Below are 21,704 nucleotides of genomic sequence, written 5' to 3' on the forward strand. Positions count from 1 at the left end.
GTATATTTGAATACTAATTAACAGATGAAAAAAAGTAGTTTTTAATGAAAAATGGAGGTGGTCATTTTGCTCCGGAATTAGGTGGTCATTTTGAATTGGAATCAGGTGGTCACTTTAAATTGGAATTGGGTGGTCAATATCACTGGAATTTGCACAGTATAAAACCAACATTAATAAAGGTATAGATTTTAATTTTAGAGCAGGAGCTAAGTATTTTTTACCTGTAAAATATAAAATAGAAGCAAAAGCAAATAATGTAAATGGCACAGCTTATTATCCGGATGTTAATTTGACTATTGATAATTTACCAGAGTATGGTTTTGGAGGACAAAGTAAGTATTCGGCAACTGGAGAATACCAAACTAAAAGTATTGTGATGAGCATGTTTGAGTTAGGATTTACATTTGATATGGGTACTAAAAATTCATTGTATGCAGCTATGTTTCTTGAAAGTGGATATGGAACAATACTTGATCAAAAAAATAATGAATCTTATATAGGTTATAACCCAACATCTGTTTCTGATAGAAAAGCAAATGGTTTGTACAGTACAGATAAAGATTCAGAAACTCGTCCTGTTGCCTTTGGATTAACATTAGGATGGAATTTTAAATAATACTTGTCTGATTTTCATATAATATCTACCTCTATATATTACAAATTCGATCTAGAAATTGAAGATCCTTGACGGAGTTCGAACCGAAATTAGTTGTAAACACTGACTCTGCTTAAAGTTAAAAATCTCTAAAGCATTTTCGAACCATAAAAAAAGCCTAAGAATAAAGATTCTCAGGCTTTTTGATTTTTATAGTGAACCTTAAGGTAAAAATTCGAACCTTTTACCAGAAGATTTGAAACTATTAGCCAACTGTTTTGATGGATAAAGTTACTAAAAATTCAGTAGTATTTTTTTATATTATTGAATGTAGTTTAAATCAGGCTGATACAAGCGAGCAGGTTTTCATTATAACACAATTAATAATGGACAAATTTGTCCATTATTAAAAATAAATGATTACATTTGTCCTGTAAAAAAAAGAATAAATGTTTTCAAAAGCTTGTGAATATGGTATTAAGGCATCAATCTACATTGCTGAACAATCTTTGGCTGGAAGAAAAGCGGGCTTGAAAGAAATTTCAGAAGCAATAGAATCGCCAACTGCCTATACTTCAAAAATACTGCAACAGCTTTGCCGCAATGGTATCATAAACTCCGACAAAGGACCTACGGGAGGCTTCTCAATGGATATTCAAAAAATAGAAAAGATCAAGCTGAGCGCAATAGTTTTTGCAATTGATGGAGATTCCATTTACAATGGCTGTGGTTTAGGATTAAAAAAATGTGATGAAAAAAAGCCCTGTCCTGTACATGATCAATTTAAACTAGTTAGGGATGAACTAAAAAAAATGTTAGAAACAACTACTGTAAAAACATTGGCTATGAATCATGAAAAAAAATTAACTTTTTTAAAACGATAAAAAAAAAATTAACTCAATAGTGGATATTTTTATCCAGTATAATTACAAGAAAATACATATTAACACAATACTTTAAATTATAAAAAAATGAATATTCAAGAAAACCAAATTATAGGCGAATTGGTAGCAAAAGACTATCGAACTGCATCAGTATTTAAAAAATACGGTATTGACTTTTGCTGTCAAGGTAACAGAACCATTAATGATGCTTGTGAGGCAAAAAAAATTGATGACCAATTAGTTGTTTCAGATTTGAATGCACTCCTACAATCCAATTCAGAGAATACCACCGATTATAAATCTTGGCCTATAGATTTATTGGCTGATTATATCGAGAAAAAACACCATCGTTATGTGCAGGAAAAAACGTTGGAAATAGAACCCTACCTAGATAAAATCTGTAGAGTTCACGGAGAACGTCACCCCGAGTTGTTTGAAATCAAGGAACATTTCGACGCTACTGCCGGCGAGTTGGCAAAACACATGAAAAAAGAAGAGCTTATTTTGTTTCCTAGTATACGCAAAATGGTTCAGGCAAAACAAGAAAACTCCAAGTGGGAGGCACCACAGTTTGGTACCGTACAAAACCCTATACAAATGATGATGGACGAACACACCACCGAAGGAGATCGATTTAGAAAAATTGAAACATTGAGCAATAATTATACACCGCCAGAAGATGCCTGCAATACGTATAGAGTAACAATTGCATTACTCAAGGAATTTGAACAAGATTTACACCTTCACATTCATTTGGAGAATAATATTTTGTTTCCAAAAGCTATTGAATTGGAAAAAGAATTGTCACAAAAAACTAATCAAAAATTATGAGTCAAGAAAAAAAATTATGGATTGGATTGTTAATAGTAGCGGTCTTTTCCTTTGGAGTTTTAGGCTATTATGGCTATGAAATTTACCAACAATCACCACCCGTTCCCGAAAAAATAATTTCAGAAAACAAGGAAGTCATTTTTACCGGTCAGGAAATTAAAGACGGTCAAAATGTTTGGCAAAGTATGGGAGGCCAAGAAGTGGGAACCATCTGGGGACATGGTGCTTATGTAGCCCCAGATTGGACTGCCGACTGGCTTCATAGAGAAGCCGTTTTTATATTGAATCGCTATGCGCAAAAAGATTTCAATAAAGATTTTGACGCATTGGACAAGGAAAAGCAAGCGGCTTTAAAAATACGTTTGCAAACCGATTTAAGAACCAATAGATACGATGAAAGAACAAAAACAATAACTATTTCTGAAAATAGAATTTTGGCCATTCAATATTTAAGTCATTATTATGAAGGTTTGTTTATGAATTCTCCCGAATTTGACAAATTGCGTAATGACTATGCAATTCCAAAAAATGCCATCAAAGACACAAATAGAATGCACAAAATGAATGCGTTTTTCTTTTGGGCAACTTGGGCAACAGTTACAGAACGACCTAATTCTACTATTTCATACACGCACAACTGGCCTGCAGATGATTTAGTGGGAAACAAAGCCACCACCGATTTAATGGCTTGGTCCGGAGTCAGTATAATTACCTTGATTTTGTGTATTGGATTATTGGTTTTTTATCATGCAAAATCTGGTGAAGGGGAAAGTTTACCAATACCAACATCAGATCCGCTTTTAAAACAAGGGATGACCCCATCGATGTATTTGGTGAAAAAATATTTCTGGGTGGTAAGTTTGCTCATGATTTTACAAGTGCTGTTGGGAATTGTAACTGCCCATTATGGTGTTGAAGGAAATGGTTTGTATGGAATTCCAATAGATAAATTTCTGCCATATGCCGTAACCAGGACTTGGCACACCCAATTGGCCATTTTATGGATAGCCACTGCCTGGCTTGCAACAGGATTGTATATTGCTCCGGCAGTTTCGGGCAAAGATCCTAAATTTCAATGTTTTGGAATCAACTTTTTGTTCATTGCCTTACTGATAATAGTGGTTGGATCCATGATCGGTCAATGGTTTGGAGTGATGCAAAAACTAGACTTGGTTCAAAATTTTTGGTTTGGACATCAAGGGTATGAATATGTTGATCTCGGTCGTTTTTGGCAAATCTTTTTGCTGGTTGGACTTTTCTTATGGTTGGCTTTAATGGTTCGACCTCTACTTCCTATTTTAAAAAGAAAAACGGAAGAAAAAAATCTAATCATTCTCTTTTTAATTTCATGTTCCGCGATTGCACTTTTCTATTCTGCCGGATTAATGTGGGGAAGACAAACCAATCTTGCCATTGCTGAATATTGGAGATGGTGGGTAGTCCACTTGTGGGTGGAAGGATTCTTTGAAGTATTCGCAACAGTGGTAATTGCATTTCTTTTTGTTCGTTTGGGGTTATTGAAAACCAAAACGGCCACATTGAATGTATTGTTTAGCACGATAGTCTTTTTGTCTGGAGGAATTTTAGGAACATTTCACCATTTGTATTTTTCAGGGACACCCAGTGCCATTATGGCTTTGGGAGCTACGTTTAGCGCCTTGGAAGTAGTACCGTTAACCCTTATCGGATATGAAGCGTATCACAACTATAAACTTTCTAAAGCGACAGCCTGGGTTGATGATTATAAATGGCCTATTTATTTCATGCTTGCCGTATCTTTTTGGAATTTCCTTGGAGCTGGTATATTCGGGTTTATCATTAATCCTCCAATAGCATTGTATTATGTTCAAGGCTTGAATACTACTCCTCTTCATGGTCATACCGCATTGTTTGGAGTGTATGGAATGTTGGGAATTGGTTTGATGTTATTTGTGCTAAGAAGTTTGTATAGAAACACCTTATGGAACAACAAGTTAATCAAAACCACTTTCTGGTCACTTAATATTGGTCTGTTTTTAATGGCGACAATGAGTTTACTTCCAATTGGAATTTGGCAAGCCATTGAAAGCATCGAAAAAGGAATGTGGTTTGCTCGTTCATCTGAATTAATGCAAGACCCTACCATGATTACATTAAAATGGCTGCGTACCTTTGGAGATGTTCTCTTTGCAATAGGTATTGTTACCTTCGCTTGGTTTGTATTTGATCTAACATTAAAAAACAAAAACAAGTAAATATTGAGTAATATAAGGACTTGAATTAGATTGTTTTAAAAAAAGCATCAAATTCAGATCCTTGAGTTTATCGGTTCAATTCCTGTGTTCATTATAAAAAAACCTTAAATAATTGATATTTAAGGTTTTTTTTATTGGGGATGGTATTTTAACCCAGAATCCGCATTAGAAATAAGGAGTTCGAAGCATATTGGTTTGAAATCGATAATTATCAATTTAATCACCATTCGTATCGGTTATTTCAAAACATCTACAAAGAGGTTCAAAAATTGTCTGACTCGACCACAATCCTTGAATAAATAGCGAAAATAAATATTCAAAGTTCAAATACAACTACCAAAGCAAAAAGAGCGAGGAAACAGAGTGGCAAAAATTTGAAAATCAGTTAAATTTGGGGTTTAAATAAAATTTCTTCTCTATTTCCACGTTTTTTATATATTCTAATGGTAAGCCGTTGGGTGAAATTTAATTAAAAAATGAACCACATACGCACATAGATTTAATATAAAATCATTTAAGAACGAATAGAAATAGCACTATTTTTCACATAGATTGACTATGTGAATAGTAAAACCTCTATCAAGCTCTTTTTTAAAACTATAAATTCTAAGTTTCTATGTGTTTAAAAAATAATTACATCCAACGAGTCAATAGTATTATGTTTTTCTGATTTAGGTCTAAATCGCTCATAAGAATCTGCAACCATCCACGACTTCAAAGTTTCATTTTTCAAATAATACCCAAACCACTCTTCGGTCCGTTGCGTCAGGTCTTTTTGATTCGATCCATCCATCAATGCGTGACCATCTCCAGGATAAATCAGCATAGTATGCTTTTTTCCAAGCCTTCTCAACGCAAGATAGAATTCAATGCTCTGGTAATAATTAACATGTCGATCTTCGGCACCAGTCCAGGACAATAAAGGCGTATGCACATTGGCAGCTTGCAGCACGGGAGAATTTTTCAAATAGCTGTCTGTATCGTCAAACAACGATTTCCCAATCCGCAGCTGGTCGTACTCAAAACGCCAAAAGTCTGGCTTTTGTTAATTCCCGCCTATATACAAATAGACGCTGACCAAATCAGTCCATACCGCTCCAGCTATAGCCGTGGCAAATCGATCCGTTTGCGTAATGATAAAATCCGTTTCATACTCGCCGAAAGAATGCCTAATCAAACCAGGACCTTGATGTAAAAATTAAAGATTGAGCTTTATTGATAGACCGCAGAGAATAATAAAAAAAAAGCCCCCCAGAAAAACCCAAAGGGTTATAAATTGAAATCTTATTTTTTAGATTCTTCAACAGAATCTTTTCTAAAGTCTTTTAAAAGTTTTTCAAGTTCCAAAGTTGATTTATATGTTTTTTGGCTTAATGATTACCAGTATAACAGTAAAAACAGGAAATGGGTCTGTCTTTTTAATCAATCTCCAATTATTTATGTATAATTTACTGTTATAGCAGTAAAAAATAACATTTTTATAATAAAAACACCTAGCCGAAACATATATTTGCTTAATTTTACTGTCAAAACGGTAAAATATGGATAGTTTTAATTTGGGGCTCTTTATAAAAGAGCATCGTAAGCAAGCAGGACTGACGCAATTAGAATTGGCGAACCTGGCAGGAGTAGGTAAGACCACAGTTTTTGATATTGAGAAAAATAAAGAAACAGTTAGTTGGAATAAACTTTTAGCTGTACTGAAAGTATTGAATATTGAAATACAATTTAAAAGTCCAATCCATAAACAGTCATGAGAAAAGCGATCATATTGGTTCACGATAAAAAGGCAGGAGTGTTGATTGAAGATACCAGCGGCGGTTATGAATTTATCTATGATGACAACTATGAAGGAGAAGCCGTATCGTTAACTATGCCATTGACCAATAAAAAGTATTCTTTTACAAAATTCCCTTCTTTTTTTGAAGGATTATTGCCTGAAGGGATAATGCTTGAAGGGCTCTTAAAAATAGGCAAGATTGATAAAAACGATTATTTCTCCCAACTTATAGCCACTGGAAATGATTTGGTAGGAGCGGTTACGGTAAAAGAATGGCAAGATGAATAGATGTCCAATAACCTACGAATTATGTGGTACTGAAAAATACAGTGAAAAGGGACTTCGTATGATTGCTCCTAAACTTACCACATTAAAGGATTTGCCATTTACAGCTGCCGAGCAAAGGCAAGAGGCTGCCAATCGTGCAAAGAAATTATCTATTCAAGGAGTTCAGCCAAAATTAAGTGCCGTTATTTCAGCTGTAAATCAGCAATTTGAAATTGTGGACCAGTTTGGTAATTATATTATCAAACCACAGAATGATCTATTTCCGGAATTACCCGAAAACGAGGATGTAACTATGAAAATGGCAAAAGTATATGGACTTGAGGTGCCTTTTCATGGATTGGTCTATTCAAAGGATGGAAGCCTTTCTTATTTTATCAAACGGTTTGACAGATATAGTAAGGGAAAGAAATATGCCACTGAGGATTTTGCTCAATTAACAGGCAATTCAAGAGATACAAAATATGATTACACCATGGAAAAATTGGTTAAAGTAATTGATGAATATTGCACTTTTCCTGCTATAGAGAAAGCAGATTTCTTTAAACGAGTTTTGTTCTGTTTCATAACAGGTAATGAAGATATGCATTTAAAGAACTTTTCAGTAATTACAAAAGCGGGAAAAACAACTTTGGCGCCAGTGTATGATTTCTTGAATTCTTCGATTTCCATTAAAAATCCGCAGGAGGAGTTAGCGCTATCCCTCAAAGGTAAAAAGAACAATTTCAAATCGACGGAATTGATAGATTATTACGCAAAAGAACGATTGGAACTTAATGATAAAACAATAAATGCCATTTTATCGAATATGAATAAAAGTCTATCGAAATGGATTGAACTAGTAGAAATGTCATTTTTATCAGATAGCATGAAAGAAAAGTATTTAAAGTTGATGGATAATAGGATTAAGAGATTTTAATAATTGCTCTTTGTATTTATAGCTACAACAGGATTTATTTAATAACATGTATAGTTTTTAGGACGGGACAATTAGCTTAATGGAAAATTGTTTTTGTATTTGCGAGATTTACTTCGTCTATTCTTCCCGATAATTATCGGGACTCGGGTGCTTCGCCTGTTCACAGAGAATGAACAATAAACTCATGAAAACGTCCTCTTCTCCGCCCTCATATTTTTAAACCAAAAACCCGATCCACGAAGTGTTCCTCTTTACGCTATGCAAATGTCTCACGCCTTTGCATTTTTATAAAAGTTATTGAAAACTGGAAATACGATAAAAGTCTTCTAACTTTTTTCAATGAATGATTTAAGAGTGTTCCCTGTGTTGTGCTGAAAAATTAGCCCAATGGCGCGAAATTGCATAATTTTGTAATGCATTAAGTAACTAGCTTCTTGATATCATACTATGAGCAACACATTTTCTGACAGCAGCCAAATTGGAATGGTGTCCACTTTTTCTGAACTTGTAAATACCGATTTTAAAGGAAAAATAAATGCACTATGCTGGTACCGAAATTTGGAAGGCGATTTTGCAGCGATTGTAGGTAAACTGCAAATAAAAGAAAATATAACGGAAGTTTATCCTGATGATCTATTGGCACTCCAACTATCGGAAAAGGGCAATATAGCAAGGGAAATTATCTTAAATGATTTACGATTATTAGCTGATTTGGGAGCTTCCCCCTCTCTTAATTTACTTAAATATTATGAACGAGATGATGAATTTGATTTCATATCCACAGATGTATATTCGTATCATGTTGATCGTTCTCCCATTGCAACGGATACTTTTTTATGTACCTATCACGGTATAGCAAGTGATATTATTTCTAACGAACAAGCGGAGCAAAAAATTCTAATTCCTGACATTCGAAAAAAACTGACAGCACTACATAACGGCCCATCGGAGGAATTTGAACACTTTTTGAAGGAAAATTATTTTGATTTGCATTATCAGGCGAAATCCCATGCAGCCCCTATTAATTTAGGATTAGGACATCTTTGGCGCTTGGCGGTGGATCATCCCAAACAACAGGTGCTACCTTGTATTCACAGAGCACCAATAGAAAAAGATGGAGAATATCGATTGTTGTTGATATGCTAAAAAACAGATGACGCGGAATTACACACGAACGAAGTGAACTGACGCAGTAATTCGTGACCGTATTTTTCACTTATAATTGCCAAACCAAAAATCACGATAGGGATTTGTGCGCTGGCGCTGGGAGTGCCCCCTAGCGGAGCGGCTGGGGTCATGATAAAGAAAACCGAAACGAAGTGAGGTTCATCGAATAACAATAAGTGATAAGTGAGCTAAAAGAAAAATCACTTCTTAATACTTTCTTTCACTTCAGAAATATCCCTCTTTAATTCCAAAAACATTTCTTTTACACTAAGCGGTTCTGAAATTTCAGCCTTTCTATCACTACGACCAATATTGCATTCATACTCCCATATCTCCAATATGTCAGAAGCTTTGACTTCATAGTTAGGGTAAAGTCTATTGTCGGACTCCAAAACAAGTGCATTCTTTTTGTTTTTGTTGAGACGCTTGTACACCATCCCCTCACTTTTAGTGATGAATATGTAGGTCTTGCCATCAAGAACCTCACCCAGTGATTCTACATAACGGCCAATAATGATGGAACCATCCTCATGGGGAGGCATGGAATCACCTTCCACCGGAAATCCCCTATGCTTACCCGAACCCAAGAAAGGAAGTGAGATTTGTTGCAGACTCTCAATATACTCCGGATCTGCATAACCATTTAAATAACCGGCTTTCACTTTTTGGGTAACTACTTCTATGAAGTTCTCCCCTTCTCTATCCACCATAATGGGAAGCACCAAACGATTATTCTCTAATTTTAATAAATCCTGGGAGTCAATTTTGCGGACATCCACCGACAGTAATAGATCGATACTGATATGATAATAATGTGCTATTTTCTTTAAAATATCATACGGAGCTTCTGATGTGCCATCTTCATACTTCACATACCTACCCCTGGTAATGCATAGACTCTCAGCAAGTTTTTCCTGCGATATCTTCTGCTTTACCCGAAGGGTTCTGATGTTGTCTGAAAATAAGGACATAGCTATTTTGTTACAATTTATAACAGCAAATATACTAAAAAATGTTGCAAACTGTACTAATTTTGTTCACTACAAAAACAAAGGAAAATGATACGGGCAATTGTACACATGGATTTGGATACCTTTTTTGTATCCTGTGAAAGATTGGAAAACTCCCAATTGGAAGGAATTCCACTAATTATTGGTGGTGGTGATCGCGGTGTGGTAGCCTCCTGCTCCTATGAGGCACGTCGTTTCGGGGTACGCTCGGCGATGCCCATTAATATGGCGATGCGCCTTTGTCCACAGGCCAAGATTGTCAAAGGGGATATGGAATTGTATTCCAAATTATCCCATGATGTAACCCAGGTGATTCAAGAAAAAGCGCCTATAATGGAAAAAGCCAGCATTGACGAGTTTTATCTTGATATTACCGGTATGGATCGATTTCATGGCAGTTATAAATGGACGAATGAACTCGCACAATCTGTGATTAAAGAAACGGGATTACCCATTAGTTTTGCTTTGTCTATCAATAAAACCGTCTCTAAAATAGCCACCGGTGAAGGCAAACCCAGAGGGAACTTAGAGATCCCTGAAAATAATGTACAAGCCTTTTTAAACCCGCTGTCCATCCAAAAGATACCGATGGTGGGCAATGTGACTTTTCAGCTTTTATCACGAATTGGCATTCGCACCATACAGACACTATCTGAAATGCCCGCCGAAGTACTGCAACGCATGATTGGCAAAAATGGTTTGGAGATTTGGAAAAAAGCCAATGGCATTGACAATACTCCTGTAGAACCCTATACCGAGCGAAAATCCATTTCCACCGAGCATACTTTTTCCCAGGACACGATTGACATCATAAAACTCAAATCGGTGCTGATGGGTATGGTTGAAAAACTAGCTTTCCAGCTCCGTTCCGAGCAGTGGCTAACCTCAACAATAGTGGTTAAAATACGCTATGCCAATTTTGACACCGAAACCAAACAATGCAAAATAGCCTATACCTCAGCGGACCATATCCTGACCAGAAATGTAACCGATCTCTTTGACAAACTCTATCAACGACGCATGAGGCTTCGATTGATAGGCATACGCTTTAGTGGTCTGGTGAGAGGTACCTATCAAATCAATCTTTTTGAAGACACTCAGGAAATGTTGTCCCTTTATGCCGCTATGGACAAAATGAAGAGCCGTTACGGATTTGATGCCGTGATGCGTTGCGCCGGAGCGTCCTTCAAACCCAATACCAAAGACGAAATTTTAAGAAGACTGGCTAAACCTAAAGAGTGAAGAGTCAAGAGTGAAGAGTTAAGAGTCAAGAGTCAAGAGTGAAGAGTGAAAAACAAAAAAACAAAAACCTAAATAATTATACCATTAAACAACTCTCATGTACCTCAACTGTCATTCGTTCCACTCCTTACGCTACGGCACCATCCCCCTTAATGATCTTATAGGGCAAGCCGTTACTTGTGGAGTAAAAGCAATGGCGCTCACTGATATTAATACTGTAACTGGTATTTATGATTTTATAAAAAGCTGTGGTGCTGTAGGGATTAAACCCCTTGTAGGTATCGAATTCCATTCTGAAAACAAATTGCGTTACATCGGTTTAGCCAAAAACGCAAGCGGACTGGCAGAAATGAATCGTTTTTTAACGGCTCATAATTTCAGCGGCGAACCATTACCAAAACAAGCACCAGAATTCGATTCCGTTTTTATAATTTACACCCTAGAAAATGCACCAATTTCGCTTAAAAAGAATGAATTTGTAGGCATTCGCCCCGAAGAATTACCCAAACTTTTTTCTTTGGAACTTAAAAATAAAATAGCCAAAATGGTGGTATTGCAACCCGTAACTTTTAGAACCAAAAAGGAATTCAATCTGCATAAAATTTTACGGGCTATTGATTCCAATATCATTCTATCAAAACTAACAGAAGCCGACTATTGCAAAACTACAGAAGTATTAAAACCTTTAAAAGAACTTCTAGCTCATTATACAGAATATCCACAAATTATTGCCAATACAGAACAACTAATAGAACAATGCAATTTCAAATTTGAATTCAATACCCCCAGAAATAAAAAATTCTATACCAACAATCGGGAAAGTGATTTTGCATTATTAACTTCATTGGCTCAACAGGGCATGTTATGGCGGTATGGGGGGGGAAATATTGATGCTAAAGTACGAGTTGAAAAGGAACTCAAAGTTATTGACCAATTAGAATTCAGTGGCTATTTTCTAATAACCTGGGATATTATTCGCTACAGTAACAGCCTTGGTTTCATGCACATTGGACGTGGAAGCGGTGCCAATAGCATTATAGCCTATTGTTTGGGGATTACGGATATATGTCCACTGGAACTGGATTTGTATTTTGAACGGTTTCTAAATGAAAATCGAAAAAGCCCACCTGATTTTGATATTGATTGGAGTTGGAAAGAACGGGATGTAATCCTGGAATACATCTTCAATCGGTATGGCAAAGAAAACGTAGCTTTTTGTGGTACGAATGTCGAATTCAAATACCGCTCCATCTTTCGGGAAGTTGGAAAAGTATTTGGTCTTCCAAAAGAAGAGTTAGACATGCTAGCAAAAAATCCAATGCAATTTCATGATAAGAACAACATTGTAAAGTTTGTGCAAGAATATGGAATGATGCTAGAGAAATACCCCAATCAACGCAGTATGCATTCCTGTGGTATTATAATCTCCGAAGAACCTATCACCAATTACACACCACTTGAAATGCCTCCAAAAGGATTTCCTATTGTGCTTTTTGATATGCATGTCGCCGAAGATATTGGTTTTGAAAAATTCGACATTTTAAGTCAACGAGGCATTGGTCATATTGATGATACGGTCAAACTGATTGAAAAAAACAGAAGTGTTCGGGTGAATATTCGCGATACTTCAATTTCAAAAAATGAAGCATTAGCCAATAATTATTTGGCTGAAGGCAAAACCATTGGATGTTTTTATATAGAAAGTCCTGCCATGCGGGGATTATTAAGAAGACTTAAATGTGATAATTATAAAACACTGGTGGCTGCCTCCTCTATTATTCGCCCTGGTGTGGCACAATCCGGCATGATGAAAGAATATATTTTTCGTCACAACCATCCCGACAAATTCGAATACTTTCACGAAGTGTTTAAACAACAGCTTGGGGAAACCTACGGAATTATGGTCTATCAGGAAGATGTTATTAAAATAGCATTACACTATGGAGGTTTACCTGCAGCAGACGGAGATATTCTAAGGAGAGCCATGAGTGGCAAAGGACGCTCGAAAGAGGCTTTGCAAAAAGTAAAGGACAATTTCTTTGCCTGCTGTACCCAAAAAGGACATCCCTTAAAACTGAGCGAGGAAATATACAGACAGATTGAGTCCTTTGCGGGTTATTCTTTTTGCAAAGCACACTCAGCATCCTATGCCGTTGAAAGCTATCAAAGCTTGTATCTCAAAGTATATTATCCCATTGAGTTTATGGTGGCCGTAATCAACAATCAAGGGGGATTTTACAGAACCGAAGTCTATGTGCATGAAGCGCGTATGGCTGGAGCCTCCATCCATAATCCTTGCATAAACAAAAGCGAATACGAAACCACGCTCTATGGTACTGATGTCTATTTGGGATTTATGCACCTGCAGAGTTTGGAATCCAAAATGGCACATTTCATCGTCTCAGACCGCAACAGAAATGGTAATTTTCAGTCGCTGGAGGATTTCATCAATCGCATTCCAATGGGAATTGAAGGAATTAAAATCTTAATTTTTATAGGCGCTTTTCGCTTTACTGGCAAAACCAAAAACCAGTTGCTGGTTATCGCCAGCTTGCTCTTAAACAATTATAAACCCAAAAACAGAAACTTACTCTTGATACAGGAACCCGTAAAAGAATACAAACTCCCAACGCTGGAGCGTTCTCTGTTTGAAGATGCTTTTGACGAAATTGAACTGCTGAGTTTTCCTGTATCCTGCACCCCCTTTGATCTTTTGCAGACCAAAAACCGCGGAGATATAATGGCCAAGGACCTGCTCAACTGTCATAAAAAACAAGTGCGCATGCTGGCCTATCTCATTTCAAGAAAACAAGTCCCTACCAAAAGAGGAACCATGTATTTTGGAACTTGGGTTGACCATGAAGGTTCTTATTTTGATACGGCACACTTTCCCGACAGTCTGACGCAATATCCTTTTCTGGGAGGTGGCTGTTATCTTCTCTTAGGTAGTGTAGAAGTGGACTATCATTTCCCCACTATTACCGTAACTAAAATGGCCAAGATGCCTTTTATCCCCGACCCTAGATATATGGATTCAAAAGACCAGTTCAAGACACAAAATCAAATCAGGGAAGATGTCAGTAGTACCCATCGTGAACCCTATCCTCAGGAACATGAGATTCATCTCCCTAGACATAGAATGATTTCTTGATAAAATTTTACCATTTAAAATTCGAAATAAAACAGTCTATCTTGCTTATTTTCATTTGCTTCTTTCTTCTTTATCCTGCCTCCTTTTACAATCTTTTTTATATGGAAAAACATATAAAATGAATACAATATCCGATTTTGTAAAAAAGAGATGAAAACAAGCAGGTCTTACACAAGAAGAATTTGCCATGAAAGCTGGTGTAGCATTGACCGTTATCCAAAAGATTGAACAAGGTAAGGACAACTTCAGTTTATGTAGTGTAAATCAGGTACTGAAAATGTTCGGGCACATTTTAGGTCCTATAAACGAAAAACAATTAGGCGACAAGCCATAATAAAATACAACGACATCCTCTCTTTCATTTTAAGAGAGCGAGATAGCGAATATGAATTTTTATATGATGAAGATTACATTCAAAACTATTCCGATTTATTTGTAATTTTCAGTATGTCAGTGTGAAATCATTCCAACACTGGCCCCATCTTCACAAATATTTCAGATAAAGAAAAACAGAAGATTCTAGGTTTTAATTAATTCCCTATTAACAGGAATCACAAGAAAAACCTTCTGTTAAAGTGAAAAAGTTTTCACAAACTTTACATGTCCTTTTCATAAATTAAAATTAAAGTTTTATTGATAACTTTGCATGTGAATAAATGTAGCACGTACAGGATTCTCAAAAACAATTAATTAGTGTTAGATATTATATCTCTATAATTATCATTTATAAGTTTGCCATACTATCATTGAGTTTTACAATAAAAGAGCAACTAGAGTTTAATTGAACATGCCTTTTGTTCTAAAATCTTTATTGTAGATTAGCGGTTGTATTTATAAAAAACGGCTAACCTTAGCAAAGATCTAATGACAACAAAACGATGGAAGACAAACTCTTAAATTATTTTTCTAGAATAATGCCTATTTCAAAAGAAGAAGCTGATGCTATTGCAGCCACTATGGTGATTAAAAAATATGAAAAGGGCACTATACTACTTAAAGAAGGGCAAATTTCAACAGAGGCTTATTTCGTTTTAGAAGGCTGTGTGAGGCAATATTTTATCGTTGATGGTGAAGAAAAAACGGGTAATTTTTTCACCGAAGAACAATGGGTAATTTCTTTAAACAGTTTTGGTAATAACCTCCCCTCAAATCACTATATGGCTTGTTCCACAGATTGTTTTCTTGTGGTTGGCAATAGAGACAAAGAAGAAGATTTATACCGTCGTTTTCCTAAACTAGAAACCGTTTCCAGAAAAGTAATGGAAAAAGTGTTTGCAGAACAGCAGGAACTGATGTCATCTTATACCACTGACACTCCTGAACAACGATACGTGAGGCTCTTAAATTCAAGACCTCAATTGTTTCAAACAATCCCCCAGTATCAAATAGCCAGTTACATAGGCATTAAACCAGAATCGTTAAGCCGGATCAGGAGAAGAATTGCATTGAATCGTGATAGCAACTGATCTTTAATTCGAAAATATTCTAATTCGTGCAACCACACATCAAATGATAACAGGAATTATAATAAAACTAAATCGTAGCAAGTTTCGGATTTTATAACGATAAACTTCTTTCGATATTTGCATTATAAAATATGACGAAAATGACTGAACAACAAAATATTAATTATAACAGAATTGCTGAAGCAATTGACTATATAAAAGAAAACTTTAAAGAGCAACCCAATCTGGATGAAGTTGCTGAGAAAGTTCATTTAAGCCCTTTTCATTTCCAGCGGCTTTTTAGTGAATGGGCAGGCACAAGTCCAAAAAAATTTTTACAATATACCACAGTTGAATATGCCAAAACCTTATTAAAAGACAATCAAGCCACACTTTTTGAAACAGCCTACGAAACAGGGCTTTCCGGTACAGGGCGATTACACGATTTGTTTGTCACTATAGAAGGTATGACACCCGCTGAATACAGAAATGGCGGAAAAAATTTAGTTATAAATTATAGTTTTTCGGAGAGCCCTTTTGGAAATATTATAGTAGCATCTACTGACAAAGGAATTTGCTATATGGCATTTTCCGATAATGAAACTTTGGCATTTTCAACAATGCAAAACCATTTTCCAAATGCCCTTTTCAGACAAATGGTAGATATAATTCAGCAAAATGCACTTTATATTTTCACTCACGATTGGACAAAATTAAATCAAATAAAACTGCACTTAAAAGGAACTGATTTTCAACTAAAAGTTTGGCAAACCCTTTTAAAAATTCCTTTGGGGCAACTGACAACCTATGGTGCTATTGCAGCTAAAATTGAAAAACCAAATGCTTCAAGAGCTGTGGGCACAGCAATTGGCAGCAATCCCGTTGCTTTCTTAATCCCTTGTCATCGAGTAATTCAATCTACAGGAATATTGGGTGGGTATATGTGGGGCAATACTAGAAAAACAGCCATTATTGGTTGGGAAGGAACAAAAATACATTCCGAATTTATTTAGCAAGTTTCGGGTTTTATGGCTACACGAATAGTTCGATTTTTGCATTTACTATTAAAGTCAAAAAAAAATGAAACTCACGAACACTTGGATAGCATACCTCAGTTTGCTAATTATTGCACTATTTTTTAATCCATTTCAAATGAATGCTCAAAACAAAAATGACAAGAAAACCTTTATTCTAATTCACGGTTCTTGGCATAGTGCTTGGAATTGGTATAAAGTAACACCCTTACTTGAAAAGCAAGGACATATCGTTTACTCCATTGATTTGCCAGGAATGGGAAGAGATAAAACACCAATAGAAAATGTACGATTTGATTCAACAATTCAACAATTGTGCAAGCTTATCGACAGTATTCCCGGAAAAGTAATACTAGTGGCTCATAGCAAAAACGGAATATTCAATTCTCAATTAGCAGAATTGAGACCAAATAAAATCGAAAAATTAATTTATCTAGCAGCGGTACTAGTTGCTAATGGAAAATGTGCCAAAGACTATTTTGCATTAGATGAAAAAGAAGTTCTAGGCGGACACATTACTTATAATGGTACTATTTCTTCTATGCTTTTACCTGAAATTTACAAAGAGGGATTATACCACGATTGCCCCGATGACATTACGCAAATGGCTAACATCATTCTGTTACCCGAATCAACAGAGTCTGCAAAAGCAAAATTGAAACTTACTGAAGGTAATTATGGAAACGTGCCACGATATTATATTGAATGCACCGAAGACCGAGCAATAACACCTTGGTTGCAAGAAAAAATGCTAGCGGAAATGCCCTGCTTGAAAGTATATAAAATTGCTTCTAGCCATTCGCCATTTTTTAGCATGCCCGATAAATTGACAGAAATTATTAATGAAATATCGAAGTTATAAGTATGTACATATCCGAGATATTTAAAATAACTGATCAATCGATTATCGCACCATTTATCAAAGAAAAACGAATTGGTACTTTAATACGTTCTGGAGAAACATATCCACTAGGAACCCATATTTCAATGGAGTTAGAAACCAATAGCAAAGTAGAAAAAATTCTAGGAGGACCTATTTCCAAAGAGAATCGACAATGGATTGATTTTGATAAATCACCGTTTTCATTAGAAAACACAACAAAATCGGTTCAAAAAACAAATGAACAGAATTGTTGGATTTGAAATTAGGATCGACAAAATAGATCGGAAGCCGATTTTGCCAATATTATTAAAGAACTACGACTAAACAATGCGTTTACCGCAATGCTGATGGCTGATGAAACGGAAAAGCAAAGAATAATTCAATCTAATAAATAAAACAATTAGTATTAAATGGAAAATACAAAAATGGCAGCAATAAATTGGCAAAATATAACCGAAGAAATGCACGAAAAAGGATATGCCATTATTCAAAATGTTTTAACCCACTATGAATGCACTGAATTAATAGCAGGCTACAACAATTCAAACAGTTATAGAAAAACCGTAGTTATGGAACGCTACCGTTTTGGTTTGGGCGAATACAAATATTTTAATTATCCGTTACCAAATCTAATTCAAAGTATTAGAGAAAGCGTATATCCAAAACTTGTTCCAATTGCAAACGCTTGGATGAAAGTACTAAATATCGCTACAATTTTTCCGGATGCACATCAAGAAATGCTAAATCAATGCCATGATAATAATCAAACAAAAGCAACCGTTTTGATTTTGAAATATGGCAAAGGCGGGCATAATACGTTGCATCAAGATTTGTATGGAGCTGTATATTTTCCCATTCAAACCGTTTTATTTCTAAATGAGCCCGATGAAGATTATACAGGTGGCGAATTTGTGCTAACCCAACAAACACCAAGAGCACAATCAAAAGCGATTGTATTAAAACCCAAGAAAGGCGATATGCTCCTTTTTACCACTAACTTTCGGCCAATAAAAGGAACCAAGGGGTACTATCGTGTGAATATGAAACACGGTGTAAGTGAAATTCAAAGTGGCGAAAGATACACTTTAGGGATTATTTTTCACGATGCATTAAGTTAAAAATGATAAAACATCTTGACATAAACGATGGAGATTTACGAAGCAAAATCAAACATAAAGTGATTACTTTTGGTGGAAATGTAAATTTAAAAATATACGGAACATTAAAATGCAAATCAGGCAAACGTTTGAAACGGGAAAACAGGATTTTCTTCTTTTCAGAAAGTGAAGCTCATGAAAATGGTTTTCGCCCTTGCGGACATTGCATGAAAATAGAGTACAAAAAATGGATTTATTCAACAACGAAATAGACGGCTCAACAAACCTATTACCAAAAGATGGTATAGTAAATTATTACGGAAAATTAATGTCTAATAAAGAGGGGAGTCATTATTTTGACACTTTAATGAATACAATCGAATGGAAAAATGACCAAGCCATAATCTATGGCAAACTAATAATAACCAAACGAAAAGTAGCTTGGTATGGGGACAGTGATTTTGAATACACCTATTCGAACACCACTAAAAGAGCCTTGCCTTGGACAAAAGAACTCTCGGAATTAAAATTACTAGTCGAAGAAAAAACAGGAGAAATATTCAACTCCTGTTTACTCAATTTATACCATAATGGCGATGAAGGAATGGCGTGGCATAGCGATGCAGAAAAAGATTTAAAGAAAAATGGGGCAATTGGTTCCTTAAGTTTTGGAGCCGAACGCAAATTTGCATTCAAGCACAAGGAAACAAAAGAAACCGTTTCATTGATTTTAGAACATGGAAGTTTACTTGTCATGAAAGACATAACACAAACGAATTGGCTACACCGACTTCCTCTAACAAAATTCATAGCCAAACCAAGAATAAACTTAACTTTTAGAACAATTGATTTGTAAATGGGACGAAAACCAAATTTAACAGTTATTTAAAAAAATGTATCTGACGGCAAAACGAAATAATAATTCTAATTTTAATTTTGGTGTTTTGGTGTCGTGCGTTAGAATGACCACTACCTCATCGATACAAGAAGTACTTTTTCTTTGTCCTCTTTTATCAATTTAAAAATAGTTTACGTGTTTTTTTTTACCATATTAATCCTATTTATTTTTTCGTCATTTATTTCAAAAATAACTACTTGCTCAATTTTTTCACTACTCCCATTACGTCCATGAATATATTCTTGCACAATAACCTTATTATCAAAAGTAATAGTGTTTACTATTTCAGCTCGAAGATTCGGTGAATTCACGAAAAGTTCAACATACATTTTTCGACAATCATTAATGCCTTCAATAATTATTTTGTTGTTTGAAAAGTCAACTACTTTAATTTCTTCACTAAAAACAGCCATCATACTATCAATATCTCTCTCATCATAAGCACGCATCTGTTTCTCTACAATTTGTTCTATTGTCATTTTATATTTTTTTTATTTATGTATTTACTATTTACGTATTTAATAGCACTCTGAACAAGCTGAGATGTTTTCGATAAAAATTTTGGTTTTGCATTTTGTAAGATCAAGTAAGACTAAACCTTTGGTTAATGACTAACTTCACAAATATTTAATCAACTTTAAAGTAAGCCTAAACCCAGCCTATTTCCAAACAGCGCTTAGCGGTAGGGTTTTGCTTTTATCTCGATTTGGGTTTTAATACTTTGTTTTACCTCTTCCCATTCACTATCCAAAATACTATAAAAAGCGGTATTTCTGGGTATTCTATTTGGTTCGATTTTATCTTTTCTTAAAACCCCTTCAAATATTCCGCCAATTTTTTGAATTGCTTTTCTTGAACGTGCATTGTTCTCTTTTGCTCTAAATTGAACTCTATTGGTTTTTAAATTTTCGAAACAATAATTGAGCAATAGTAATTTACATTCCAGATTTACAGTTGTCCCCCAATATTCTTTCATAATCCAAGTAACACCAATTTCAATTTTTTTGTCATTCGGATATATTTCAAGAAATCTAGTAGTTCCGATAATTTTGTTGGAATCTTTGTGAACAATAACAAACGGATACGCTGTACCTTTTTCTCTATCCTTTATAGCGCTGTTGAAATTAGGATAAAATATTTCTTCAACTGAGTAGTCTACAGATGTAAGTTCCCATATTTCTTTATTGGATGCCGCACGAAATAAATCTTGCAAATGTTCTTTTTCTAAAGGTAGTACCACTATTTCATCTCCTTTTAATACTACCGGGTGATTAATCCAATTGTCCTTCATAAGGCATTATCATTTATTTGATTACTAATTTTTTGTTGTGCTGATTCCCATTCGCTGTCAATCAAATGCCCTAGGATTTGCTTCTTGCTCCATTTTTCTATTTCTGGTTTATACGAAAATATTTCCTCTTCTATATTTTCTAATAAAGAGGGTACGGTTTTACATAAAAATTCAAGTCGTTTTATTGATTCCTTCATCCTATCAATTTATATTCGTTGTTATTTGGCGTTCTAAATACGATGGCTGCCAAGTGTAAAGCAAAACAGTAATCAAAATAACAAGACACAAGCCCAGAGCACTCGCTTCTATCCCAAAATCGCCTCCGCTAAGCCAAATTGGTGCATTATCAAATACCGGTTTAAATAAACTAGGCTCTTTGCTACCACTAACACCAAAGCCAAGAATTGTCCCTTGCATATAATTTGCCATAAAATGTAGCCCTAAAGGCATCGCTAAACTTTTAGTTTTTATATAAGCAATCCCAAACATAATCGAAGCAATAAATATATTAATTGAAGCCAATGTTTTTACTGTACCGGTCATTCCTGGGTTATTGATATGGGTTAGTAAAAAGAGTCCCGCAAGAACTAATTGCGCTGGCCACTCACCAAAAGCCCTAATTAATCGTTGAAACATAAAACCCCTAAACAGTAGCTCTTCAGCTATTGCTGCTAAAAGAAATATTGAAAAACCAGAAAGAATAGTTGAAAAAGAAAAAACATTTAGCTGCCAATGTATAAAATCAAAAATTGTCAAAATAGAAACAGGTAAAATCATCAGTACAGCACCAATCAGTAGTCCAATACAAAGTTCCTTAAGCCAAGTTGCATTAAATTTTCCAACCAAGTCACTTACTGATTTACGCCTTATCATTTGACAAATTATAGAAACAACCGAAATCAAAATGATTTGATGTATCATTGTTATTTCAAATGAAAAACGATCCGCCAAAATAATT

Annotated in this window: 24 protein-coding genes and 2 pseudogenes; 19 read left to right on the forward strand and 7 right to left on the reverse strand. The window is 35.2% G+C overall.

The genetic code is table 11. The features are described 5' to 3' along the window. The first annotated feature begins 44 nt into the window (after positions 1 to 44). The 5 genes from KZH69_RS16090 to KZH69_RS16110 all read left to right on the forward strand — a co-directional run bounded on the left by KZH69_RS16090 (position 45) and on the right by KZH69_RS16110 (position 4,544). Positions 45 to 185 (forward strand): hypothetical protein, encoded by a 141-nt coding sequence (locus tag KZH69_RS16090; protein WP_219318500.1) that lies wholly within the window; start codon positions 45 to 47, stop codon positions 183 to 185. A gap of 191 nt (positions 186 to 376) precedes the next feature. Further along, complete coding sequence (locus KZH69_RS16095) at positions 377 to 616, forward strand: hypothetical protein (RefSeq protein ID WP_219318501.1); 240 nt, start codon at positions 377 to 379, stop codon at positions 614 to 616. Between the two features lie 428 nt (positions 617 to 1,044). After that, entirely contained in the window at positions 1,045 to 1,479 is a 435-nt protein-coding gene (locus KZH69_RS16100) for an RrF2 family transcriptional regulator (protein ID WP_219318502.1), read from the forward strand. An 87-nt stretch (positions 1,480 to 1,566) separates the two neighbouring features. After that, positions 1,567 to 2,310 carry an iron-sulfur cluster repair di-iron protein gene (gene ric, locus KZH69_RS16105; RefSeq protein ID WP_219318503.1) on the forward strand — a complete coding sequence of 248 codons (744 nt, stop codon included), beginning with the start codon at positions 1,567 to 1,569 and terminating at the stop codon, positions 2,308 to 2,310. Next, positions 2,307 to 4,544 (forward strand): nitric-oxide reductase large subunit, encoded by a 2,238-nt coding sequence (locus KZH69_RS16110; RefSeq protein WP_219318504.1) that lies wholly within the window; start codon positions 2,307 to 2,309, stop codon positions 4,542 to 4,544. The genes ric and KZH69_RS16110 overlap by 4 nt, the downstream gene beginning before the upstream one ends. A 622-nt stretch (positions 4,545 to 5,166) precedes the next feature. On the opposite strand, the gene KZH69_RS16115 is transcribed toward KZH69_RS16110, so the two are convergent. Next, positions 5,167 to 5,535, reverse strand: coding sequence for an alpha/beta hydrolase family protein (locus tag KZH69_RS16115; protein ID WP_219318505.1), 369 nt, complete (start codon positions 5,533 to 5,535; stop codon positions 5,167 to 5,169). 293 nt (positions 5,536 to 5,828) lie between these two features. Then, positions 5,829 to 5,894, reverse strand: a pseudogene (locus tag KZH69_RS20710) (histone H1); the annotation flags it as partial. Positions 5,895 to 6,085: 191 nt separating this feature from the next. Here KZH69_RS20710 and KZH69_RS16120 point away from each other — a divergent pair. From KZH69_RS16120 to KZH69_RS16135, 4 genes are all read left to right on the forward strand, one after another. Next, positions 6,086 to 6,301 carry a helix-turn-helix domain-containing protein gene (locus KZH69_RS16120; protein ID WP_219318506.1) on the forward strand — a complete coding sequence of 72 codons (216 nt, stop codon included), beginning with the start codon at positions 6,086 to 6,088 and terminating at the stop codon, positions 6,299 to 6,301. Then, positions 6,298 to 6,612 (forward strand): HipA N-terminal domain-containing protein, encoded by a 315-nt coding sequence (locus tag KZH69_RS16125; protein ID WP_219318507.1) that lies wholly within the window; start codon positions 6,298 to 6,300, stop codon positions 6,610 to 6,612. The genes KZH69_RS16120 and KZH69_RS16125 overlap by 4 nt, the downstream gene beginning before the upstream one ends. Beyond that, positions 6,605 to 7,528 (forward strand): HipA domain-containing protein, encoded by a 924-nt coding sequence (locus tag KZH69_RS16130; RefSeq protein WP_219318508.1) that lies wholly within the window; start codon positions 6,605 to 6,607, stop codon positions 7,526 to 7,528. Before KZH69_RS16125 ends, KZH69_RS16130 begins: the two co-directional genes overlap by 8 nt. A gap of 447 nt (positions 7,529 to 7,975) precedes the next feature. Beyond that, entirely contained in the window at positions 7,976 to 8,674 is a 699-nt protein-coding gene (locus KZH69_RS16135; protein ID WP_219318509.1) for a DUF1826 domain-containing protein, read from the forward strand. A 221-nt stretch (positions 8,675 to 8,895) separates the two neighbouring features. Here KZH69_RS16135 and KZH69_RS16140 read toward each other — a convergent pair whose 3' ends face one another. Next, positions 8,896 to 9,666: an XRE family transcriptional regulator gene (locus KZH69_RS16140; RefSeq protein ID WP_219318510.1), complete on the reverse strand. Its 771-nt coding sequence runs from the start codon at positions 9,664 to 9,666 to the stop codon at positions 8,896 to 8,898. A gap of 87 nt (positions 9,667 to 9,753) precedes the next feature. Between KZH69_RS16140 and dinB the strand changes: the two genes are divergently transcribed. The 10 genes and pseudogenes from dinB (at position 9,754) to KZH69_RS16190 (ending at position 19,413) form a co-directional block, all read left to right on the forward strand. Next, positions 9,754 to 10,947, forward strand: a complete 1,194-nt coding sequence (dinB, locus tag KZH69_RS16145) for a DNA polymerase IV (protein WP_219318511.1) — start codon at positions 9,754 to 9,756, stop codon at positions 10,945 to 10,947. 97 nt (positions 10,948 to 11,044) lie between these two features. After that, positions 11,045 to 14,098 carry a DNA polymerase III subunit alpha gene (locus KZH69_RS16150; RefSeq protein WP_219318512.1) on the forward strand — a complete coding sequence of 1,018 codons (3,054 nt, stop codon included), beginning with the start codon at positions 11,045 to 11,047 and terminating at the stop codon, positions 14,096 to 14,098. A 166-nt stretch (positions 14,099 to 14,264) separates the two neighbouring features. After that, positions 14,265 to 14,432, forward strand: a pseudogene (locus KZH69_RS16155) (helix-turn-helix domain-containing protein); the annotation flags it as partial. A 544-nt stretch (positions 14,433 to 14,976) separates the two neighbouring features. After that, entirely contained in the window at positions 14,977 to 15,564 is a 588-nt protein-coding gene (locus KZH69_RS16160; protein ID WP_219318513.1) for a Crp/Fnr family transcriptional regulator, read from the forward strand. Positions 15,565 to 15,704: 140 nt separating this feature from the next. Further along, positions 15,705 to 16,556 (forward strand): bifunctional helix-turn-helix domain-containing protein/methylated-DNA--[protein]-cysteine S-methyltransferase, encoded by an 852-nt coding sequence (locus KZH69_RS16165; protein ID WP_219318514.1) that lies wholly within the window; start codon positions 15,705 to 15,707, stop codon positions 16,554 to 16,556. Positions 16,557 to 16,623: 67 nt separating this feature from the next. Next, entirely contained in the window at positions 16,624 to 17,439 is an 816-nt protein-coding gene (locus tag KZH69_RS16170; RefSeq protein WP_255558287.1) for an alpha/beta fold hydrolase, read from the forward strand. Between the two features lie 2 nt (positions 17,440 to 17,441). Further along, positions 17,442 to 17,720 carry an FMN-binding negative transcriptional regulator gene (locus tag KZH69_RS16175; RefSeq protein ID WP_219318515.1) on the forward strand — a complete coding sequence of 93 codons (279 nt, stop codon included), beginning with the start codon at positions 17,442 to 17,444 and terminating at the stop codon, positions 17,718 to 17,720. A gap of 150 nt (positions 17,721 to 17,870) precedes the next feature. Next, on the forward strand, positions 17,871 to 18,578 hold the full coding sequence (locus KZH69_RS16180) for a 2OG-Fe(II) oxygenase (protein ID WP_219318516.1): 708 nt from the start codon (positions 17,871 to 17,873) through the stop codon (positions 18,576 to 18,578). 2 nt (positions 18,579 to 18,580) lie between these two features. Beyond that, the gene (locus KZH69_RS16185; RefSeq protein WP_219318517.1) at positions 18,581 to 18,829 is read left to right on the forward strand and encodes an Ada metal-binding domain-containing protein; all 249 of its coding nucleotides are present in this window, start codon (positions 18,581 to 18,583) and stop codon (positions 18,827 to 18,829) included. Then, positions 18,805 to 19,413: an alpha-ketoglutarate-dependent dioxygenase AlkB family protein gene (locus KZH69_RS16190; RefSeq protein WP_219318518.1), complete on the forward strand. Its 609-nt coding sequence runs from the start codon at positions 18,805 to 18,807 to the stop codon at positions 19,411 to 19,413. Before KZH69_RS16185 ends, KZH69_RS16190 begins: the two co-directional genes overlap by 25 nt. A 173-nt stretch (positions 19,414 to 19,586) precedes the next feature. Here KZH69_RS16190 and KZH69_RS16195 read toward each other — a convergent pair whose 3' ends face one another. From KZH69_RS16195 to KZH69_RS16210, 4 genes are all read right to left on the reverse strand, one after another. Continuing rightward, positions 19,587 to 19,934 carry a nuclear transport factor 2 family protein gene (locus tag KZH69_RS16195; RefSeq protein WP_219318519.1) on the reverse strand — a complete coding sequence of 116 codons (348 nt, stop codon included), beginning with the start codon at positions 19,932 to 19,934 and terminating at the stop codon, positions 19,587 to 19,589. Between the two features lie 197 nt (positions 19,935 to 20,131). Continuing rightward, the gene (locus KZH69_RS16200) at positions 20,132 to 20,746 is read right to left on the reverse strand and encodes a GNAT family N-acetyltransferase (protein WP_219318520.1); all 615 of its coding nucleotides are present in this window, start codon (positions 20,744 to 20,746) and stop codon (positions 20,132 to 20,134) included. Further along, on the reverse strand, positions 20,743 to 20,943 hold the full coding sequence (locus tag KZH69_RS16205; RefSeq protein WP_219318521.1) for a DinB family protein: 201 nt from the start codon (positions 20,941 to 20,943) through the stop codon (positions 20,743 to 20,745). The genes KZH69_RS16200 and KZH69_RS16205 overlap by 4 nt, the downstream gene beginning before the upstream one ends. Before the next feature lie 4 nt (positions 20,944 to 20,947). After that, positions 20,948 to 21,667, reverse strand: a complete 720-nt coding sequence (locus KZH69_RS16210) for a CPBP family intramembrane glutamic endopeptidase (RefSeq protein ID WP_219318522.1) — start codon at positions 21,665 to 21,667, stop codon at positions 20,948 to 20,950. Between the last annotated feature and the right edge of the window lie 37 nt (positions 21,668 to 21,704).

Source organism: Flavobacterium taihuense (genome assembly GCF_019351435.1).
Classification (GTDB): Bacteria; Bacteroidota; Bacteroidia; order Flavobacteriales; family Flavobacteriaceae; genus Flavobacterium; species Flavobacterium taihuense.

What these genes read in the sequence shown, in the direction of transcription:
- KZH69_RS16090 (WP_219318500.1), top strand. Translation starts at nt 45, where the DNA reads ATGAAAAATGGAGGTGGTCATTTTGCTCCGGAATTAGGTGGTCATTTT.
- KZH69_RS16095 (WP_219318501.1), top strand. Translation starts at nt 377, where the DNA reads ATGAGCATGTTTGAGTTAGGATTTACATTTGATATGGGTACTAAAAAT.
- KZH69_RS16100 (WP_219318502.1), top strand. Translation starts at nt 1,045, where the DNA reads ATGTTTTCAAAAGCTTGTGAATATGGTATTAAGGCATCAATCTACATT.
- ric (WP_219318503.1), top strand. Translation starts at nt 1,567, where the DNA reads ATGAATATTCAAGAAAACCAAATTATAGGCGAATTGGTAGCAAAAGAC.
- KZH69_RS16110 (WP_219318504.1), top strand. Translation starts at nt 2,307, where the DNA reads ATGAGTCAAGAAAAAAAATTATGGATTGGATTGTTAATAGTAGCGGTC.
- KZH69_RS16120 (WP_219318506.1), top strand. Translation starts at nt 6,086, where the DNA reads ATGGATAGTTTTAATTTGGGGCTCTTTATAAAAGAGCATCGTAAGCAA.
- KZH69_RS16125 (WP_219318507.1), top strand. Translation starts at nt 6,298, where the DNA reads ATGAGAAAAGCGATCATATTGGTTCACGATAAAAAGGCAGGAGTGTTG.
- KZH69_RS16130 (WP_219318508.1), top strand. Translation starts at nt 6,605, where the DNA reads ATGAATAGATGTCCAATAACCTACGAATTATGTGGTACTGAAAAATAC.
- KZH69_RS16135 (WP_219318509.1), top strand. Translation starts at nt 7,976, where the DNA reads ATGAGCAACACATTTTCTGACAGCAGCCAAATTGGAATGGTGTCCACT.
- KZH69_RS16140 (WP_219318510.1), bottom strand. Translation starts at nt 9,666, where the DNA reads ATGTCCTTATTTTCAGACAACATCAGAACCCTTCGGGTAAAGCAGAAG.
- dinB (WP_219318511.1), top strand. Translation starts at nt 9,754, where the DNA reads ATGATACGGGCAATTGTACACATGGATTTGGATACCTTTTTTGTATCC.
- KZH69_RS16150 (WP_219318512.1), top strand. Translation starts at nt 11,045, where the DNA reads ATGTACCTCAACTGTCATTCGTTCCACTCCTTACGCTACGGCACCATC.
- KZH69_RS16160 (WP_219318513.1), top strand. Translation starts at nt 14,977, where the DNA reads ATGGAAGACAAACTCTTAAATTATTTTTCTAGAATAATGCCTATTTCA.
- KZH69_RS16165 (WP_219318514.1), top strand. Translation starts at nt 15,705, where the DNA reads ATGACTGAACAACAAAATATTAATTATAACAGAATTGCTGAAGCAATT.
- KZH69_RS16170 (WP_255558287.1), top strand. Translation starts at nt 16,624, where the DNA reads ATGAAACTCACGAACACTTGGATAGCATACCTCAGTTTGCTAATTATT.
- KZH69_RS16175 (WP_219318515.1), top strand. Translation starts at nt 17,442, where the DNA reads ATGTACATATCCGAGATATTTAAAATAACTGATCAATCGATTATCGCA.
- KZH69_RS16180 (WP_219318516.1), top strand. Translation starts at nt 17,871, where the DNA reads ATGGAAAATACAAAAATGGCAGCAATAAATTGGCAAAATATAACCGAA.
- KZH69_RS16185 (WP_219318517.1), top strand. Translation starts at nt 18,581, where the DNA reads ATGATAAAACATCTTGACATAAACGATGGAGATTTACGAAGCAAAATC.
- KZH69_RS16190 (WP_219318518.1), top strand. Translation starts at nt 18,805, where the DNA reads ATGGATTTATTCAACAACGAAATAGACGGCTCAACAAACCTATTACCA.
- KZH69_RS16195 (WP_219318519.1), bottom strand. Translation starts at nt 19,934, where the DNA reads ATGACAATAGAACAAATTGTAGAGAAACAGATGCGTGCTTATGATGAG.
- KZH69_RS16200 (WP_219318520.1), bottom strand. Translation starts at nt 20,746, where the DNA reads ATGAAGGACAATTGGATTAATCACCCGGTAGTATTAAAAGGAGATGAA.
- KZH69_RS16205 (WP_219318521.1), bottom strand. Translation starts at nt 20,943, where the DNA reads ATGAAGGAATCAATAAAACGACTTGAATTTTTATGTAAAACCGTACCC.
- KZH69_RS16210 (WP_219318522.1), bottom strand. Translation starts at nt 21,667, where the DNA reads ATGATACATCAAATCATTTTGATTTCGGTTGTTTCTATAATTTGTCAA.